General features: G+C 69.8%; 16 protein-coding genes and 1 pseudogene. 4 read left to right on the forward strand and 13 right to left on the reverse strand.

Annotation, left to right across the window (positions count from 1 at the left end):
- Window positions 1-173: 173 nt before the first annotated feature.
- The 9 genes and pseudogenes from JW792_RS00595 to JW792_RS00635 all read right to left on the reverse strand — a co-directional run bounded on the left by JW792_RS00595 (window position 174) and on the right by JW792_RS00635 (window position 10,208).
- Window positions 174-1,076 (reverse strand): methyl-accepting chemotaxis protein, encoded by a 903-nt coding sequence (locus JW792_RS00595; RefSeq protein WP_420871283.1) that lies wholly within the window; start codon window positions 1,074-1,076, stop codon window positions 174-176.
- Between the two features lie 30 nt (window positions 1,077-1,106).
- Window positions 1,107-1,534 (reverse strand): annotated as a pseudogene (locus JW792_RS00600) (protoglobin domain-containing protein); the annotation flags it as partial.
- 258 nt (window positions 1,535-1,792) lie between these two features.
- Window positions 1,793-3,802: an excinuclease ABC subunit UvrC gene (uvrC, locus tag JW792_RS00605; RefSeq protein ID WP_420871254.1), complete on the reverse strand. Its 2,010-nt coding sequence runs from the start codon at window positions 3,800-3,802 to the stop codon at window positions 1,793-1,795.
- A 32-nt stretch (window positions 3,803-3,834) separates the two neighbouring features.
- Complete coding sequence (nadC, locus tag JW792_RS00610; RefSeq protein ID WP_135994576.1) at window positions 3,835-4,680, reverse strand: carboxylating nicotinate-nucleotide diphosphorylase; 846 nt, start codon at window positions 4,678-4,680, stop codon at window positions 3,835-3,837.
- Window positions 4,677-6,209 (reverse strand): L-aspartate oxidase, encoded by a 1,533-nt coding sequence (locus JW792_RS00615; protein ID WP_135994575.1) that lies wholly within the window; start codon window positions 6,207-6,209, stop codon window positions 4,677-4,679. The genes nadC and JW792_RS00615 overlap by 4 nt, the downstream gene beginning before the upstream one ends.
- Before the next feature lie 2 nt (window positions 6,210-6,211).
- A complete protein-coding gene (gene nadA, locus JW792_RS00620) occupies window positions 6,212-7,387 on the reverse strand; it encodes a quinolinate synthase NadA (RefSeq protein WP_135994574.1) in 1,176 nt (391 codons plus the stop codon).
- A 181-nt stretch (window positions 7,388-7,568) separates the two neighbouring features.
- The gene (locus JW792_RS00625; protein WP_158291514.1) at window positions 7,569-8,552 is read right to left on the reverse strand and encodes an MBL fold metallo-hydrolase; all 984 of its coding nucleotides are present in this window, start codon (window positions 8,550-8,552) and stop codon (window positions 7,569-7,571) included.
- A 67-nt stretch (window positions 8,553-8,619) separates the two neighbouring features.
- A complete protein-coding gene (locus JW792_RS00630; RefSeq protein ID WP_135994572.1) occupies window positions 8,620-9,618 on the reverse strand; it encodes an NUDIX hydrolase in 999 nt (332 codons plus the stop codon).
- Window positions 9,618-10,208: an HD domain-containing protein gene (locus tag JW792_RS00635; RefSeq protein ID WP_206340870.1), complete on the reverse strand. Its 591-nt coding sequence runs from the start codon at window positions 10,206-10,208 to the stop codon at window positions 9,618-9,620. Before JW792_RS00635 ends, JW792_RS00630 begins: the two co-directional genes overlap by 1 nt.
- Before the next feature lie 167 nt (window positions 10,209-10,375).
- Between JW792_RS00635 and JW792_RS00640 the strand changes: the two genes are divergently transcribed.
- The 3 genes from JW792_RS00640 (at window position 10,376) to JW792_RS00650 (ending at window position 12,161) form a co-directional block, all read left to right on the forward strand.
- Window positions 10,376-11,206 carry a universal stress protein gene (locus JW792_RS00640; RefSeq protein WP_135994570.1) on the forward strand — a complete coding sequence of 277 codons (831 nt, stop codon included), beginning with the start codon at window positions 10,376-10,378 and terminating at the stop codon, window positions 11,204-11,206.
- A gap of 33 nt (window positions 11,207-11,239) precedes the next feature.
- Window positions 11,240-11,623 carry a hypothetical protein gene (locus tag JW792_RS00645; RefSeq protein ID WP_135994569.1) on the forward strand — a complete coding sequence of 128 codons (384 nt, stop codon included), beginning with the start codon at window positions 11,240-11,242 and terminating at the stop codon, window positions 11,621-11,623.
- A gap of 67 nt (window positions 11,624-11,690) precedes the next feature.
- Window positions 11,691-12,161 (forward strand): hypothetical protein, encoded by a 471-nt coding sequence (locus JW792_RS00650; RefSeq protein ID WP_135994568.1) that lies wholly within the window; start codon window positions 11,691-11,693, stop codon window positions 12,159-12,161.
- Here the strand turns inward: JW792_RS00650 and JW792_RS00655 are convergent.
- The 4 genes from JW792_RS00655 to JW792_RS00670 all read right to left on the reverse strand — a co-directional run bounded on the left by JW792_RS00655 (window position 12,158) and on the right by JW792_RS00670 (window position 15,465).
- Complete coding sequence (locus tag JW792_RS00655) at window positions 12,158-13,213, reverse strand: hypothetical protein (protein ID WP_135994567.1); 1,056 nt, start codon at window positions 13,211-13,213, stop codon at window positions 12,158-12,160. The genes JW792_RS00650 and JW792_RS00655 overlap by 4 nt on opposite strands.
- Window positions 13,210-14,355 (reverse strand): beta-ketoacyl-ACP synthase III, encoded by a 1,146-nt coding sequence (locus JW792_RS00660; RefSeq protein ID WP_135994566.1) that lies wholly within the window; start codon window positions 14,353-14,355, stop codon window positions 13,210-13,212. Before JW792_RS00660 ends, JW792_RS00655 begins: the two co-directional genes overlap by 4 nt.
- 107 nt (window positions 14,356-14,462) lie before the next feature.
- Complete coding sequence (locus JW792_RS00665; RefSeq protein ID WP_135994565.1) at window positions 14,463-14,651, reverse strand: hypothetical protein; 189 nt, start codon at window positions 14,649-14,651, stop codon at window positions 14,463-14,465.
- Between the two features lie 25 nt (window positions 14,652-14,676).
- The gene (locus tag JW792_RS00670) at window positions 14,677-15,465 is read right to left on the reverse strand and encodes a hypothetical protein (RefSeq protein ID WP_135994564.1); all 789 of its coding nucleotides are present in this window, start codon (window positions 15,463-15,465) and stop codon (window positions 14,677-14,679) included.
- Window positions 15,466-15,792: 327 nt separating this feature from the next.
- Between JW792_RS00670 and JW792_RS00675 the strand changes: the two genes are divergently transcribed.
- Window positions 15,793-16,512: a hypothetical protein gene (locus JW792_RS00675; RefSeq protein WP_135994563.1), complete on the forward strand. Its 720-nt coding sequence runs from the start codon at window positions 15,793-15,795 to the stop codon at window positions 16,510-16,512.
- Window positions 16,513-16,585 lie beyond the last annotated feature (73 nt).

Raw genomic sequence — 16,585 nt, forward strand, 5'->3', positions numbered from 1 at the left:
AGAGCCCGTCCACGTGATCGCCCCGCAGCATGCGGGACGCGACCTGACTAGCCCATGACGGGGACGGTATAAACCGCCCGCGTGCAAGGCGAGGCCGCGAAAAGGCAGCCTTCCGCCGGCGGCTGCAAGCCGGCGGAAGGCCGATTGCCGGGCCACCCGGACGGGTGCGGGGATCAGGCGGCCCGGATCTTGTTGAGGAAGGCAGCGACGTCGCCGCTGAGGGCTTCCGCGTACCGGCCGAGCTCGTCGGCGGCCTTGACCACCGCATCGGAGGAACGCGAGGTCTCCTCGGCACCTGCGAGGACGGACTGGATCGTCTCGGCGACGGAGCCGGCGCTGGCGGCGGTCTGGTCGGTATTGCGGCTGATCTCCTCGGTCGCCGCGTTCTGCTCCTCGACGGCCGCGGAGATGGAGGTCGAGACCGAAGTCAGCTGCTCGATCGTCGCCGATACGTTGCCGATCGCGGCGACCGCCGACTTGACGACTTCCTGCACGTTGCTGATCTGGCTGGAGATTTCCTCCGTCGCCTTCGCCGTCTGCGCCGCGAGGGATTTCACCTCGCTCGCGACCACGGCGAAGCCCTTGCCCGCCTCGCCGGCGCGCGCGGCCTCAATGGTGGCGTTCAGCGCGAGCAGGTTGGTCTGTTCGGCGACCTGATCGATCAGGCTGACGATCGCGCCGATCCGCTCGGCCGCCTCGGCGAGCTGGGCCATGGTCGCTCCCGTGGCCTTTGCTTCCTGCGAGGCCTTCGAGGAGGCGCCGGCCGCATCGGAGGCGCGCTCGCTGATCTCCGCGATGGCGCCGGTCAGCTGGTTGGCGGCCGCGGCGACGCTCTTGGCCGTCACGGTGGCCTCCTCCGCGGCGGCGGCGACGGCGGAGCTCTTCTCGCGCGCTGCCTCGGCGGTCGCGCTCATGGCGCGCGCGGTCTGGGCGAGTTCCTCCGACGCGGCCGCGACCGAGGACACCACCGCGGCGACGGATTCCTCGAACTGCCGGGCGAGTTCGTCGCGTTCGGTCTTCTTGGCGCGCGCCGCGCAGGCCTCGATCGTGGATATGCACAGGTCCATGTCGAGCATGGCCGCCTTGGTGAGGCTCGAGAGCCGGTCCTCGAGGCTGTCGCCCTTGGTGCGCGCGAAGGACAGGCCGCGCCGGGTCTCGCGGGTCACCGCGGCGATCAGCCCGCTGACGATCTTGCTGTACCCGCCGAAATACCAGGCCGGCTTCAGGCCAGCCGGGCGTGGGCCTCTCCGATCCGCTCCACGGAGTGGAGATAGTCCTGCCCGTACGCCGCGTCGCAGATGCGCACCCAGTGTTCCAGCTGCTTCTGGCGCGCGTGGCGGCGCATCGCCTCGTCCCGGAACATCGCCGCCACCTCGCCCTCGCGTGCGATGTCTGCGTAGAAGCTGTCGAGGATGGCTGGAAGTTCGCGTTCGACGAGGGGCTTCAGGGATCTCAACCGCCGCCGGTCGGCCTCGTCGAAACCAAGAAAATCGAACCTCTGGGCAAGCACCGTACCGCTCATTCCCGTCTCCATTGCAATGGGGAAACTGCACGCCTCAGGCGAGGAGTGTGCGATCGATTGGTTAACGAGTAATAAATTATTCAGAGGCGCTCGGCGGCGAAATAAGAAATGCTGAACATGTTCAACATAATAAATCCATGCGGTCTCAATGATCTGACCGGTGCGCCGTGAAGGACAAAATTTTCTCGCTTTCGAGGCTCCCCCTGATGGGCGGCGGGCGGCGTTCCTGCAGCGAATCACTCCGGCCTGACTGATTCGCCCGCGCGGCACTCACTCATGGAAATGATCGTAGATCTTGCGGGCGAGCGCCTTGGAGACGCCCTCGACGGCTTCGAGGTCGGCGAGATTGGCACGCGACACCGCCTTTGCCGATCCGAAATGCTTCAGGAGCGCGCTCTTGCGGCTCGCCCCGACGCCGGCGATCTCGTCGAGCGGATTCTCGCGCATCTGCTTCGTGCGCCTGGCGCGGTGGCCGGTGATCGCGAAGCGGTGCGCCTCGTCGCGCAGGCGCTGCAGGTAATACAGCACCGGATCGTTCGCCGGCAGGCGGAAGGGCGCCTTGCCGGGCAGGTAGAAGTCCTCGCGTCCCGCATGCCGGTCCGGGCCCTTGGCGACGGCGGCGACGGGAATGTCCGTCGTGCCGGTCTCCTCCATCACCTCCAGCACGGCGAAAAGCTGACCCTTGCCGCCGTCGATGAGCAGGAGGTCGGGCACCGGCGCGCCTTCGCCGCGCTCCTTCGCCAGGCGGGACAGACGGCGCCGCAGCATCGCCTGCATCATCGCGAAATCGTCGTCCGGCGCGGCGTCTGCGCCCTTCATGTTGAAGCGGCGATAACCGGTCTTCTCGAAGCCTTCCGGCCCCGCGACGATCATCGCGCCGAGCGCGTTCGTGCCCTGGATGTGGGAATTGTCGTAGACCTCGATGCGTTCGGGCCGCCGTTCGAGGCCGAACACCTTCTTCACCCCGTCCAGCAGCTGGGCCTGGGAGCGGGTCTCCGCGAGCTTCCTTCCCAGCGCCTCGCGCGCGTTCTGCAGCACCTGGTCGACGAGGGCCTTCTTCGAGCCGCGCCGAGGCGCGCGGATCTCCACCGCGTGCTCGGCGCGCAGGGTGAGCGCCTCGGCGAGCAGTTCGCCCTGCTCGGGTTCGTGCGAGGTCAGGATGAGGCGCGGCGCCGGCTTGTCGTCGTAGAACTGGGCGATGAAGGCGGAAAGCACCTCTTCCTCGGAGGAGTCCGCCTCGTGCCTGGGATAGAAGGCCCGGTTGCCCCAGTTCTGCCCGGCGCGGAAGAAGAACACCTGGACGCAGGTCTTCCCGCCCTCCTGGGCCACGGCGATGATGTCGGCCTCTTCCAGGCCTTCCGGGTTGATGCCCTGCTGCGTGGTGACCGCCGAGATCGCCCGGATGCGGTCGCGCAGGCGCGCGGCGCGTTCGAAGTCGAGCGCCTGGCTGGCCTCCTCCATCTCCGCCTGCAGGGTCTGGCGCAGCTGCTGGGACTTGCCCCGCAGGAACTGGCTCGCCTCGTCGACGAGGGCTGCGTAGCGCTCCTGGCTGACGAGATCGACGCACGGCCCCGCGCAGCGCTTGATCTGGTAGAGCATGCACGGCCGGGTGCGCCCCTCGTAGACGCTGTCCGAGCAGGTGCGAAGGAGGAACGCCTTCTGCAGCGTGTTCAGCGTGTCGTTCACCGCGCCCGCGCTGGCGAACGGGCCGAAATACTGGCCCTTCGCCTTCCTCGCGCCGCGATGCTTGGCCAGCTGGGGCGCCTCGTGATCGGTGCGGATGAGGATGTAGGGAAAGGACTTGTCGTCGCGCAGGAGGATGTTGAAGCGGGGTTTGAGCCGCTTGATCAGGTTGGCTTCCAGCAGCAGCGCCTCGGTCTCGGTGGCGGTGACGACGAACTCCATCGACCGGGTCAGCGAGATCATCAGCGCGATGCGGTTGGTATGCCCGCCGGACTTGGCGTAGTTCGACACGCGCGCCTTGAGCTTCCGCGCCTTGCCCACGTAGAGCACGTCGCCGTTCTCGTCATACATGCGGTAGACGCCGGGCTTGTCGGGCAGGCGCTTGACGTAGTCGGCGATGATCTCCGCACCGTTGCGCGCATCGCCCGGCGGCCCGCTCACCTCGGCGGGCACTTCCTTTTGCGAAATCGGCGGAGCGTCGGGACGCGCGGCTTTGACCATGGGGGCAAGATAGGCGCGGGAAGCCGCGCCGTCAGCGGGGCGGGTGCAGGGGACGCCATCCGGCCTCCGTCGGCATCCTTCAGCCGGCCATCCCATCGGCGGGGGCGGCATCGGCGCGGGCGGACCGGCTAGACCGCGTCCAGGCCCAGATCGAAATTCGGTGCCGAATGGGTGAGAGCGCCGACGCTGATTACGTCGACGCCGGTCTCGGCGATCGCGCGCACGGTCCTGAGATTGACGCCGCCGGAGGCTTCGAGCCTCGCCCGACCCCGCGCCTGCTTCACTGCCGTGCGAAGGTCTTCCAGCGGGAAGTTGTCGAGCAGCACGCTTTCCGCGCCCGCCTCGAGGGCCTCTGCGAGCTGGTCGAGCCGGTCGATCTCCACGGCGACGCGGGTCATGTGGCCGGCGAAGGCGCGCGCGCGGCGCACCGCCTCGCCGACGCCGCCGCACACCGCGACATGGTTGTCCTTGATCAGGATCGCATCGTCGAGCCCGAAGCGGTGGGCCGCCCCGCCGCCGGCCCGCACGGCGGCCAGCTCGAAGGCGCGCAGGCCCAGCGTCGTCTTGCGGGTATGGGCGATGACCGCCCCGGTCCCCGCGATCGCGGCGGCATAGTCCCGCGTCAGGCTGGCGATGCCCGACAGCCGGCCGAGGAAGTTGAGCGCCGTGCGCTCGGCGGTCAGGATCGCGCCGGCCGGGCCTTCGACCGCGGCCACCGTGTCGCCGGGCGCGAGCTCCTCGCCGTCGGTCTTCTTCCAGTCCACCGCGATCGCGCGGTCGACCTGGGCGAACACCTCCGCGGCCGGCTGAACGCCCGCGAGCACGCCGCGCGCACGGCTCGCGATCTGGAAGCGGGCCGTGGCATCGGCGGGAATGGTGGCCAGAGTCGTGATGTCTCCGCGCCCGCCGAGATCCTCGCTGAGGGCGCGCGCGACCGCCTCGGTGACGAGGCCGGAGGGAAGGGCAGGGATCATTCGGCAGGGCCTGTGGCGAGCAGGGGCTCGGGCGCGGCGGCACAGGCCTCGTCGAGCCTCATGCGGGTGTGACGCGCGCCCGGCGCGGTCTGCGGGAAGTCGCTGCGGAAATGTCCGCCGCGGCTCTCGGTGCGCGACAGGGCCGAGGCGGCCACGAAGCGCGCGGCGATCAGCGCGTCGGCGGCGCCGTATTTCGCCTCGAGATCGTCGACCGCGCAGAGCAGGCGGGCGAGCCCGGCGCCGTCGCGCTCCACCCCGGCCTCCGCGGCCATCAGCTGGCGCAGGCGGGCGAGCGCCGGCGCGGGCAGGACAGGCGAAGGCGCGGCCGGTCCGGCTTTCACCGTGCGCGCTTCGGCGTCACGGCAGGCCTCTGCCGCGCGGCGCCCGAAGACGAGGCCGTCGAGCAGGGAGTTGGAGGCGAGCCGGTTCGCGCCGTGCACCCCGGTCGAGGCGCATTCCCCGGCGGCATAGAGGCCGGGCACGCCGGTATATCCGGAAAGGTCGGTCGCGATCCCGCCCATGTGGTAATGGGCCGCCGGGGCGACGGGGATGGGTTCGCGCCGCGGATCGATGCCGGCGCTCATGCAGGCGGCGAAGACGGCCGGGAAGCGTTCCGGGAAGGCCCCGCCGACCGCCGTGCGGCAGTCGAGGAAGGCGCCCCTGCCCGATCTGACCTGCCGGTGCACGGCGCGGGCGACCACATCGCGCGGGGCGAGCTCGGCGTCGGCGTGGACCGGCAGCATGAAGCGCTTGCCGGCCCGGTCGACCAGCGTCGCCCCTTCGCCGCGCAGCGCCTCGGTGGCGAGCGGGGCGGGGTCGCGGCCGGTATCGATGGCGGTGGGGTGGAACTGGACGAACTCGGCGTCCTCGATCACGGCGCCGAGCCGGGCGGCCATGGCGAGCGCCTGGCCCTGGCTGGTGAAGGGCACGGTCGTGACGCCGTACAGTCCGCACACGCTGCCCATGGCAAGGATCGTCTCGCCGGCTTCGATGCGCACGAGACGGGCTTGCGGCGTGCGCGCGAGCACGCCCGCACAGCCGCCGTCCGCGCCGGGCAGCAGGGCCTCGGCGCGCCAGCCTTCACGGATCTCGATGTGATCGGCCGCCTTCACCGCCGCGATCAGCGCGGAGAGGATGCCGGCCCCGGCCTGGTCGCCCTTGACCCGGGCGACGCGGGCCCGCGAATGCGCGGCCTCGCGCGACAGCGCCCAGGACCCGTCCGGCTCGCGCTCGAAGGGTGCGCCGAGCGCGTAGAGGGCTTCGATCTCGCGCGGGCCCTGCTCGGCCAGCAGCCGGGCGGCCTCCGGGTTCACGAGCCCGGCCCCGGCGCGGATCGTGTCGGCGGCATGAAGCGCCGGGCTGTCGTCCTCGGACAGCGCGGCGGCGACTCCGCCCTGGGCCCATGCCGTGGAGGCGTTCTCACCCAGCGTCGAGCCGGTGAGCAGGATCACGGTGCGCGGCGCGGCATGCAGCGCCGCCCACAGCCCCGCGATCCCGGCACCCGCGACGAGGAGGGGGCTGTCGCCCATCACTAAACCGCCACGTAGGGGACGTCGATGACGTCGCGGCCGGTGTCGAAATGGGGCGGGGTCTTGGCCTTGGGCAGGTCCAGCATGGCCTGCAGCGAGGCGCGGGCCTTCTCGGCGATCACCGGATCGACCTCGACCTCGTGCTTCAGGTCGCGCAGCGCCTCGTAGATGCCGGTCAGCGTGATGCGCTTCATGTGGGGGCAGAGATTGCACGGCTTCACGAAGGTCGTCTGCGGGTTCTCCACCGCGACATTGTCGCTCATCGAGCATTCGGTGATCAGGATGGCCTTCTTCGGGCTCTTCTCGCTGACATAGCTCGCCATCGCGCCGGTCGAACCGGCAAAGTCGGCGCGGGCCATGACTTCCGGCGGGCATTCGGGGTGGGTCAGGATCACCGCATCGGGATGGGCTTCGCGCAGCGCGTCTATGTCCTCGGGGGTGAACTGCTCGTGCACCTCGCACGCGCCCTTCCAGGTGAGGATCTTGATGTCCGTCTGGGCGGCGACATTCCTGGCCAGATACTCGTCCGGGATCATGATCACCGTGTCGGTATCCCACTGGGCGGCAATGGCTTCCACGACCTGCACCGCGTTCGAGCTGGTGCAGCAGATGTCCGAATAGGCCTTCACCTCGGCCGAGGTGTTCACATAGGTGACGACCGGATAGTCGGGATAGGCCGCCTTGATGCGCTGCACGTCCGCGCCGGTGATCGAGCTGGCGAGCGAGCAGCCCGCCTCCATGTCGGGGATCAGGACCGTCTTCTCCGGCGAGAGGATCTTGGCGGTTTCGGCCATGAAGTGCACGCCGGCCTGGACGATGATGTCCTCCTCGGCCTCGGCGGCGACCTGGGCGAGCTTCAGGCTGTCCCCGGTGATGTCGCCGACGCAGTTGAAGATTTCCGGCGTCATGTAGTTGTGCGCCAGGATCGTCGCGCCGCGCTCTTCCTTCAGGCGCAGGATCGCGTCGATGATCGGCGCGAATTTCGGCCACTCCATCGGCGTGACGACATCCTTCACCTTTGCATAGAGATGGTCGACGCGTGCCTTGACGGCCTCGTCATAGACCAGGTCGGAGGCGTCCGGCCAGACCGGCTCGCGCGCTGCGCGGCGGGGTTCGGCGCGCCCGGATCCGGTGTCTGCGGCCTGCGCCATGGAAGGGGTGAGGTCCATCCGGTCCATGCGGTTCCTCCCTTTTGCTCGCTTTGAGCATTTTAGGGGTCCAAAAAATCGGCGCCTGTCATGCGCACGTTATGCTCGTCTTGAGCCTAAGGTGGGTTGGAATACTCCGAAGGCAAGGGCGGGGCAAGCGATTTCTGTGGGCTGGCCGGGCGGGGGTCGGAAAGGCCGCGCCGATTGCGCTTCAGCCGGGCGTCCCGCAATAGGTCGCCTGGAGTTCCTCGTCCTTGATGATGACGTCGACATACGCCGTCACCGCGTCGCGGGCATAATCCCGGTCGCGCTCGTCGCGCAGGAGCGGGGCGGCATCTTCGAGCCAGCCGCGCGCGCACTCCTCGCCCGTGCGTTCCGCGGCGCAGCTGACGAGGCGGTCGAAGGCGTCGCGATAGACACCGAACTCGGCCTTCGTCATCGCGGGGCCGTGACCGGGCGCGAGCCGCTCGAACGGTTTCTGATCGATCGCGGCCAGCGCCTCCGACCAGCGCGCCGGGCATGCCGAATCGAACAGCGGAGCCGGGACCACGACGAGGTCGCCCGCGATCACCGTCCGCGTCGCCGCATCCCAGATCCAGATATCCGAAGCGCTCACCGCATGGTCGGTCGTGTTGAGCTCGAGGTCGCGGCCGGTGACCGGCAGGGTCATCGTCCCGGTGACCTCGACGGTGGGGATGAGCGCCTCGCCTCCGATCAAGGTCGAGGCGCGCTCGAGGCGGGCCCGGGTTGCGTCGTCGAGGTCGCCGCCATCCAGCCTCTCCTGCGCTCGAAGACGCGACAACGAAAGCCGGCCGTCGCGCGCCTCCCGCGAGGCAGGCGTGGCGTACACGGCCGCTTCGGGAAATTCCGCCCTCAGGTCCAGGTTTCCGGTCGTGTGATCGAGATGCCAGTGCGTGTTCACGATGGCCGCGATCGGCTGGCCGCGCTCCCGCGCATGGTCGAGGATCAGCTGCGCATGCTCGGGGTGGCGGCCGGTGTCGATGACGACCAGCCCGTCCGGCGCGTCGTAGATATAGGTGTTCCCGTTCGGGCCGTCGGACCGGAACAGGGTGCCCTCGATCAGGTGATAATCCGGCGCCGGCGCTGCAGGGGCGGCGGCTGTGGTCCCGTCCGGGGCGCGGTCGCCGCAAGCGGCAAGGATCGCGAGCAGGGCGAAGGGGATTCGCTGGATCACCGAAGCCTCCGTTTGAAGGTTGTCGGGCGACAGCTGTGACGCGCGCGCCTTCGGACGGTCAAGTTAATTAACCGACATCCTTCAATCGCGGCGTGGCGAGGCCGAGGGCCTGGCCGGTGCGCACGGCCTCCTTGCGGAAGCGATAGAGTTCGGCCGGCCGCCCGCCGGTCTGGGACTGCATCTTGCCGGTGCCTTCCACGAAGCCGGCGCGGTCCAGCGCGCGGCGAAAATTCTGCTTGTGGATCGGATAGCCGACGATGCCCTCCACGATCCTTTGGAGCTGGGAAAGGGTGAACAGCTCGCCCATCAGCTCGAACACGATGGGGCGGTACTTGATCTTGCCCCTGAGGCGCGAGATCGCGGTGGCCAGGATGCGCCGGTGGTCGGACGCCATCGGCTCGCCGAGTCCGGCGACGGGGCGCGCCGTCACCTCGCCGCTCTGGTCGCGCGCGGCCTCGGCGACGAGCCCGGCCTCGTAGAGCAGCTCGTAGCGGTCGAGCGCGCGTTCCTCGTTCCAGGGCGCGCCGTCGAGGCCGAAAGTGGCCCGCGCCCTGTCGTAGCGCGCCGCGCGCCGGCCCGGCGCCCCGGCCTCGTCGGCCCAGCTGCGCAGCGCCGGCTCGATCACGTCGGACAGGACCGCGGGGCGCCCGGCGCGGTGATCCTCCCACGGGAAGAAGCGGGTCCATCCGGCCCAGTTCGCGCCGGCGCCCTTCAGGCTCCGCGCCTGGGGCGCGAGGCCGAGATAGCCGACCGAGATGACCCGCGCCCCGGCCGCGCCGGCGAGCGCGGCGAGCGGGGCTTCCCGGCCCCGGTCGCCGAAGGTGTAGAGCTGCTCGACATAGCCGAGTTCGAACCCGGTCTGCTCGCGCACCCATTCGCGAAGGCCGATCTCGAAGGTGCGGTGGGCCTCCGGGTCGAAGGGACCGAAGGGCAGGGCGGTTTCCTTCGTGGCGAGGCCTTCGGCGACCAGCACCGACGGCTCGCCGTCCTTGGCCGCGAAGATCACCGCGTTCAGGCCGACGACGAGGCCCTGCGTGTCCGGCTTCAGGGGTGTCGCGGTGCGCATCAGCCGGTCCGCCTCGCCTTCGCCGGCCGGGCCTCGTGCGCGGCGAAAAGGGTGTGGAAGCGCTCCAGGAACAGGCTCTGCGCGCGCGCCGCGGGCTCCGGGCTGATCTCGATCATCAGGCCCTTGGGCGGCGCGCCGAACAGCGGGCGCGCCTCCTCCACCGAGAAGCCGGCGATCTGGGTCGCCTCGAAGAAGGCGCAGATCCGGTCGGCCTTCTTGATCGTGTCCTTCACCGCCTTCGGAAGCACGCCGGGAAGCCCGAAGCGGGCGTGGATGGCCGCTTCCAGCCGGTGCTCGAATGCCTTGTAGTCATAGCCGAGCGCGGCCTTGAAAGGGCTGATCATGTCGCCGATCACGTATTCGGGCGCATCGTGCAGGAGGGCCGCGAGGCGCCAGCTGTCCGGCCAGCCCGGCTCCAGCTCCCCGGTGAGGGCCTCGACGATCACGCTGTGCTCGGCGACGGAGAAGGCATGGTCGCCTCGGGTCTGCCCGTTCCAGCGCGCCACGCGGGCGAGGCCCTGTGCGATATCGTCGATCTCGATGTCGAACGGGGAGGGGTCGAGCAGGTCGAGCCGGCGCCCCGACAGCATGCGCTGCCAGGCCCTCGGCTTGTTCGCTGCGCTCTTTGGCCGCGCCATCATTTCCCCACTGGGTTTGCGCTTTCTCTTCCCGGAACGGGCCCGAAGGGCTTACGTTCAAGAAAGGGACGGGGCAAGCCGTCCGGTCAAGACATGTCCTTGCGGGAGGAGGACCGATCATGGCACGCGAACGCATACTGGTTCCGCTGCAGGGCAGCGACAGCGACGCGACACCGCTCGAGGCGGCCGTCAGGCTCGCCCCGCTCTTCGATGCCGACATACGCGGCCTGTTCGTGGAGCCCGACCCGGCGACCTACATGATGTGGACCGGGCCCGGCGCGGCTGGGGCCTCGGTGGTGTCCACAGCGGTCGATGCCGTGCGCGAGGAAGCCGACAAGGCCTGCAAGGAGGCCGAGGCGCGCTTCGAGGAGGCGCTGAAGGGCCGGCGCGGCATGGCGAGCTTCAGGCGCATCACGGACAGCCCGTCCGAGGCCGCCGAGCAGGCGCGCCTGATCCGCGCGCTGGTCGCCTGTCCGGAGGCCGCCTCCGGCAAGGGCCCGCTCGCCGATTTCGTCGCGTCCTGCCTCGTCGACGAGGCCTGCCCCGTCTACGTGCCGCGCAAGGGCGCGCTGCCGCCGAAGCGGGTCTGCATGGCCTGGGACGGGTCGAAGGAGGCCGCCCGCGCCGCCTTCGCCGCCGACCCCCTGCTGAAGAAGGGGATGGACGTCACCATCCTGCATTCCGACCGCAATCTGGACTATCACGACCGCGCCGCCGCCGCGCCGAACCGGTTGAAGCACTGGCTCGCCGCGCGCGGCATCGAGGCGAAGACCGAGGAGGTCGGCGGCAAGGGACGGCTCGGCGAGGCGCTGCTGGAGGCTTCATCCGGCGCCGACCTGCTGGTCGCCGGCGCGTACGGTCATTCGCGCATCACCCAGTTCATCTTCGGTGGGGTCACCCGCACCTTGCTGCAGGCCGTCGACGGCCCCTCCCTGCTCATCGCCCACTAGACCTGTCCCGAACCAGAAAGAGGTAGTAGCAACATGCCCCTCACCCGTGTCGTCCTGCGCCTGTCCCGCAATCCCGACGCCGGCTATCCCGGCGGCGACGACGATCGCGGCTATGTCATCAAGGCCCCGCTCGACGATGACGGCCGCTTCGACGCCGAGCTCTGGAAGAAGCACCGCAAAGACTGCACGGTCGAGCGCTTCAGCCCCGACCAGGACGAGGAGGCCGACGGCTGGCTCACCCATCGCGGCAGCAAGTGGTATTTCCACTGGGACGAGGAAGACGAGGGTCCGGACGATGCCGCCTTCCGGCTCGGCGAGCACACGCTGCGCCTGGGCGATTACATCACCGTGCACAACGAGGCCGAGGACGAGGACCTGGTCTACAAGGTGACCGAGACGACGCGGCTGAAGGGATGAGGCATTCCCGGCTTGCCCCGACTCGCCACCTGCGATAAGCAGCGCGCGCCGACCGGAGGCCGGGTTCATGATCATCACCGCACTGCTGCTTGCCGGCGCCGTCGACGCCGAAGAGGCCGGGCTCAGCCGGGCGTCGGGCATCAGCCTCGCCCCGGCCGCCGCGCGCTACCATCTCGAGGTCGAGATCCGCGAGGACGGCGCCCTGATCGCCTCGCCCTCCCTCGTGGTGCGCGAAGGCGAGACCGCGCGCCTCGCCGTCGGCGGGCCGGACGGCTACCGCATCGAGCTCTCCGCCGAGCCGAGCCCCGCGGGTTGGTATGCGCCGCAGGCCGCCGACGACGTCTTCGTCTCCAGCCGCCTGTTCCTGGCCGGCGGCGGCGCCTGGCGGCGCGTCGGCGATGCCATGGTCGCGATCGAGCCGGGCAGCGAGGCGCAGGCCGCCTTCGACCTGTCCGGGGCGGGCTATGCGCGCGCGGGCGAGACCGCGCCGCTCGGCGAAATCAGCGTCTCCTACCGGATGACCCGCCCCGCGTCCTAGCCCTTCGCCGCCGCCAGCAGCGTCCGTGCGAAGGCCGAGAGCGCCTTGGGCGTCGTGCTTTCCTGGTTGGAATGGTAGTTGAAGGTCGGCACCTGCAGCGTGGTGCCGGTGAACTCCCCGTCGGACTTCGCGGCGATCTTGCCGAGCTCGGTCAGGCCGAGGGACTTGGCCGCCTCGCCGCGGGCGCTGCGCGCCTCGTTCTCCGCGGCGATGTAGTCGCACTTGTGGATCGCGGGAACCCCGCTCGCGCGCGCCGCCTGGTGGACGCGCTCGCCCATCTGCGGATCGAAGCTCGCGGTGGCGTCGCGCCGGCGCAGCACGACGGCGCCGGCCTGGGTGACGGCGCTGTCGTCGAAGGGCGTGGTGTCGAGCACAAGCAGGTCGCGGCGCGGCCCGAGCGCGTCCTTGGCCCAGTTCAGGAAATGGTCCGCCGAGCGCCCGATCTCCTCCTCCGCCGTGAACACGATCGTGCCCGGCAGCCCGTGCTCGGCGGCCACGCGCAGCACCGCCGCCGACACCGGATTGTCCAGCTGGCCCACGACATAGGAGGAGCCGCGCTCCAGCCGGCGCGCGAAGGCGACCGGCGTACCCTCCGGCAGGCCCGCCATGTTGGCGACCGACAGGGCGATATGGCCGTCGGGCTTGAGGATCACGTCGTCGATGTCGCCGTAGGCGATGCGCCCGCCGGTCCGGCGGTCGTAGGCGAAGACCTCCTCGCCGACATAGCGCTCGCGCACGCGCCGGGCGAGCAGGTCGCTGGCCGGGGCGAACTCGGCGTACTTCTCGTTCTTCACCGCGTGGGCGGCGTAGACGATCTCCCCGCCATTCCTGACGACCCCGCCATGGCGGTCGACATGGGCGAGCATGACCGGCCCCGGCGCGCCGAGATCGACCACGCACAGATTGCGCGGGTGCGAGACCGGAAAGCCCAGGCTCTCGAAATCGCGCGCGAGATGGTCGAGGAAGGGCGTCTCGTGGCCCACCACGCTCGGGAAGTCGAGATACTCGTTGGTCTTGGCCAGGATGCGCGCGGCAAGGGCGGGTTCGCTCACCCCCGCTTCTCCACGAACACGGTGCCGGCCGAATAGCCCGCCCCGAAGCTGCACAGCACGCCCCGCTCGCCGGGCTTCATGTCGTCGGAATGCAGGTGGAAGGCGATGACCGAGCCGGCCGAGGAGGTATTGGCGTAGCGGTCCAGGATGGTCGGCGCGTCCTCGCCGCCGGCCTCGCGGCCGAACACCTTCTTGGCGATCATCAGGTTCATGTTGATGTTGGCCTGGTGCAGCCAGACGCGCTTGAGATCGTCCGCCTCGATGCCGAGATCGGCCATGTGGGCGAGGATCATCTCCGACACCATCGGGACGACCTCCTTGAACACCTTGCGGCCCTCCTGGACGAACAGCTTGTCGTCCTTCGGCTCCCCGTTCGGGGCCGGGCGGTTCTCGCCCGAGCGGCGCTCGCAGCGATTGAGGAAGCCGAAATTGTTGCGGATATTGTTGGAGAACTTGGTCTTCAGCCGCGTGCCGAGGATCGCCCAGCCCTCCTCCGACAGGTCCGCGCGCTCGACCAGCACCGCGGTCGCCACGTCGCCGAAGATGAAATGGCTGTCGCGGTCGCGCCAGTTCAGGTGCCCCGAGCAGATCTCCGGATTGACCACCAGGATCGCGCGCGCATTGCCGCCGCGGATCATGTCGGCGGCGGCCTGGATGCCGAAGGTCGCCGAGGAGCACGCCACGTTCATGTCGAAGCCGAAGCCCTCGATGCCGAGCGCCTCCTGCACCTCAATCGCCATGGCCGGATAGGCGCGCTGCATGTTGGACGCCGCGACGATGACCCCGTCCACGTCCTGCGGCCCCCGCCCGGCGCGTTCCAGCGCGTCGCGGCAGGCCTTCACCCCGATCTCGGCCAGGATGGAGAGTTCCTCGTTCGGCCGCGCCGGGATGTCGGGCACCATGCGCTCGACATCGAGCACGCCGGACTTGTTCACCACGTAGCGGCTCCTGATGCCGGAGGCCTTCTCGATGAACTCCACCGAGCTCGGCATCAGCGCCTCGCGCTCGCCGCGCTCGATCTCGCCGGCATGGCGCGCGTTGTAGCGTTCGACATAGGCGTTGAAGGACTCCACCAGCTCGGCGTTGGAGATGGACTCTTCAGGCGTCCACAGGCCCGTGGCACGGATCACGGCGGCGGTCATCGGCACTCCTGCAAGGCAAGATCGAAGCGTTGGAGCGCAAACTATCGCCGCCCGGCCGCTCTTGTCGACCGCCGAGCGCCCGCTCGCTGCCAAAGCTGCAGCCTCTGTCAGGGCTTCTCGCGTCCGGGCGGGGGTTTCTCGTAGGCCTCGCGCGTCGCCTCGCGGCGCTGCTCGCGCTCGTGGGGGCCGCGCTCCTTGCGGGCCTGGCGCGAGCGCCACAGGGCCCAGCCGAGGACGAGGGCGAGGATCGCGACGCCGGCCACGGTGGCCAGCATCCAGAGGCTTCCAGGCGGCATGGGATCTCCTCCCGTTTCTTCCGTCTCACCGGGACGAAGCGGGCGGCCCGCCGCGAGGTTCCCCGTGCTGCGTGAAGCCGTACTCGGCGTCGAGATCGCGGCTCTCCCGGTCCGGCGGCCAGTATCCGCCCGGCGTGCCGCCGCCCGGCGCCGCCTCCTCCTCCTCGCGTTCGCGTTCGAGCAGGCGGGCGATCTTGGCTTCCAGCGCCGCCCGGCGCGCCTGATAGTTCTGCGAGTCGTCCTGGGGCAGCGGCAGCCCCGCCAGCAGGCGCGCGGCGAGCAGCATGCGCTCGGCCAGGCGCATCGCCTCGCCGGCGGTTTTCAGCTCGCCCGCCTCCATCAGCGCCATCGCCCCCTTGAACGCCCGCTCCCCCGCCGCGCGCGCCTCCAGCGGCGTCATGGGCGGGGGTGCAGCCGCGCCCTCTCCACCCCCACCCTCACCCCCACCGTCACCCCCACCCTCATTGTCATGGCCCGGCTCGACCGGGCCACCCATGCCTGAACGGTTGAGGCTGCCCTCAGCGTCAGGACCTGGGTCCCCCGGTCCGTGCTGCGCACGGCCGGAGGATGACGGGGAAGGGGAAGAGGAAAGGGAAGAGGAAAGGGAAGGCGGAGACGACGCGAACACCGCCCGCAGCCGCGCCGCCGCGATGTCCTTGCCGCGCCAGCCCCCTTCGGCGGCCCAGCGGAACAGCGTGGACACCGGCACGGCGAGCTCGCGCGCGATCTCGTGCATCGCCATGCCCGCCTCGCGCATCTCGCGCGCCGCCGCCACCAGGTCGGCCCGCTCGTCCTCGGATCGGAAATTCGTCATGGGGGGAGTGTACGCGCGGGGGCAGGGGAGGGGGATAAGCGCGTCGCCCTCTCCCCCGCCTTCACGCCGTGTCATGGCCCGGTTAAACCGGGCCACCCATGCCTCTCCGGTGACCAGGTGCGCGGCGTATCCGTTACGGCATGGGTCCCCCGGTCCGCGCTGCGCGCGGCCGGAGAATGACAGGGAAGGGAAGCGTCAATCTCCCCGGCCATCCCCCACCCTCGTCATTCCGGCGAAAGCCGGAACCCAGGGATCGTAAAGCGCCGCGCTTGACGCCCGCGCCCCTCGCGTTAACGTTTCATCCATCATCGGGGGATGGGGGATTTCATGGAAGATGTGCTGGCGTTACTCGCCGGGCTGGTCGAGGCAGTCCGGTCGAGCCGCGTCTATGAGGGGCTCACTTCCTATACGGCACAGCGCATCTACGCGCTTGCGGGAATGCTGCTCATTACCGGACTCGCCGTCCTCACGGCCATAGGCCCCCTGCGCGGGCTTCATCGCGAGACGGACTACGAGACACTTGTGAAACGCCTGAAAATCCCCGGGCCCGAGCCGAGCCGGGCCGCCACCATCGCCGCGCAGAAGGCGCGCAAGCTCGAAACGGCCCGTGACTACGCCCAGTGCACCATCGGGCGTATCGCCATCACGGCGCTTCTTGGCGTCGTGTTGCCCTTTGCCGCCATCCTGACCGTCACCTGGCAGGGCGGCTGGTTCTTTCCCGGTCAGCCGGTCCTCGTGGAGGCCGGTTCCCGGACCCCGATCCCCCATCCCGACGCGGGACAGCTTTCCGCTTTCGGTCTCGACCTTCTGCTGAAGGGCGGGCTCAACGACGTGATCGAGACCTTCGAATGGGAGATCGGCCAGGTACGCCACGCCGCCACGAACTACCCCTACGCGACGCTGATCCTGCTCTTCCGGCTGGTCGCCGACCTCTTCGTGATCAGCCTGCTCTTCTACGCCGGCCGCACGGCGCTGAACTGGCGCCGCGCCTCCGCAGAGGTGATGAGAGAAGCGCAGAACCGCGAACTCGCCTCCGCAGGCGCCTGAGCATCCAACCCCCATGGCGGAGCGTACGCCGGAGAACGGATGAACCGGTCTCGATCCATGCGGCCTTGCTTGT

The organism is Marinicauda algicola (assembly GCF_017161425.1).
GTDB classification, from domain to species: domain Bacteria; phylum Pseudomonadota; class Alphaproteobacteria; order Caulobacterales; family Maricaulaceae; genus Marinicauda; species Marinicauda algicola.

Coding starts and splice junctions, on each gene's coding strand:
- JW792_RS00615 (WP_135994575.1), bottom strand. CDS start 6,209: ATGGGCGACAGCCCCCTCCTCGTCGCGGGTGCCGGGATCGCGGGGCTG.
- JW792_RS00650 (WP_135994568.1), top strand. CDS start 11,691: ATGATCATCACCGCACTGCTGCTTGCCGGCGCCGTCGACGCCGAAGAG.
- nadA (WP_135994574.1), bottom strand. CDS start 7,387: ATGGACCGGATGGACCTCACCCCTTCCATGGCGCAGGCCGCAGACACC.
- JW792_RS00645 (WP_135994569.1), top strand. CDS start 11,240: ATGCCCCTCACCCGTGTCGTCCTGCGCCTGTCCCGCAATCCCGACGCC.
- JW792_RS00660 (WP_135994566.1), bottom strand. CDS start 14,355: ATGACCGCCGCCGTGATCCGTGCCACGGGCCTGTGGACGCCTGAAGAG.
- uvrC (WP_420871254.1), bottom strand. CDS start 3,802: ATGGGATGGCCGGCTGAAGGATGCCGACGGAGGCCGGATGGCGTCCCC.
- JW792_RS00640 (WP_135994570.1), top strand. CDS start 10,376: ATGGCACGCGAACGCATACTGGTTCCGCTGCAGGGCAGCGACAGCGAC.
- JW792_RS00665 (WP_135994565.1), bottom strand. CDS start 14,651: ATGCCGCCTGGAAGCCTCTGGATGCTGGCCACCGTGGCCGGCGTCGCG.
- nadC (WP_135994576.1), bottom strand. CDS start 4,680: ATGATCCCTGCCCTTCCCTCCGGCCTCGTCACCGAGGCGGTCGCGCGC.
- JW792_RS00630 (WP_135994572.1), bottom strand. CDS start 9,618: ATGCGCACCGCGACACCCCTGAAGCCGGACACGCAGGGCCTCGTCGTC.
- JW792_RS00675 (WP_135994563.1), top strand. CDS start 15,793: ATGGAAGATGTGCTGGCGTTACTCGCCGGGCTGGTCGAGGCAGTCCGG.
- JW792_RS00670 (WP_135994564.1), bottom strand. CDS start 15,465: ATGACGAATTTCCGATCCGAGGACGAGCGGGCCGACCTGGTGGCGGCG.
- JW792_RS00635 (WP_206340870.1), bottom strand. CDS start 10,208: ATGCTGTCGGGGCGCCGGCTCGACCTGCTCGACCCCTCCCCGTTCGAC.
- JW792_RS00595 (WP_420871283.1), bottom strand. CDS start 1,076: ATGCTCGACATGGACCTGTGCATATCCACGATCGAGGCCTGCGCGGCG.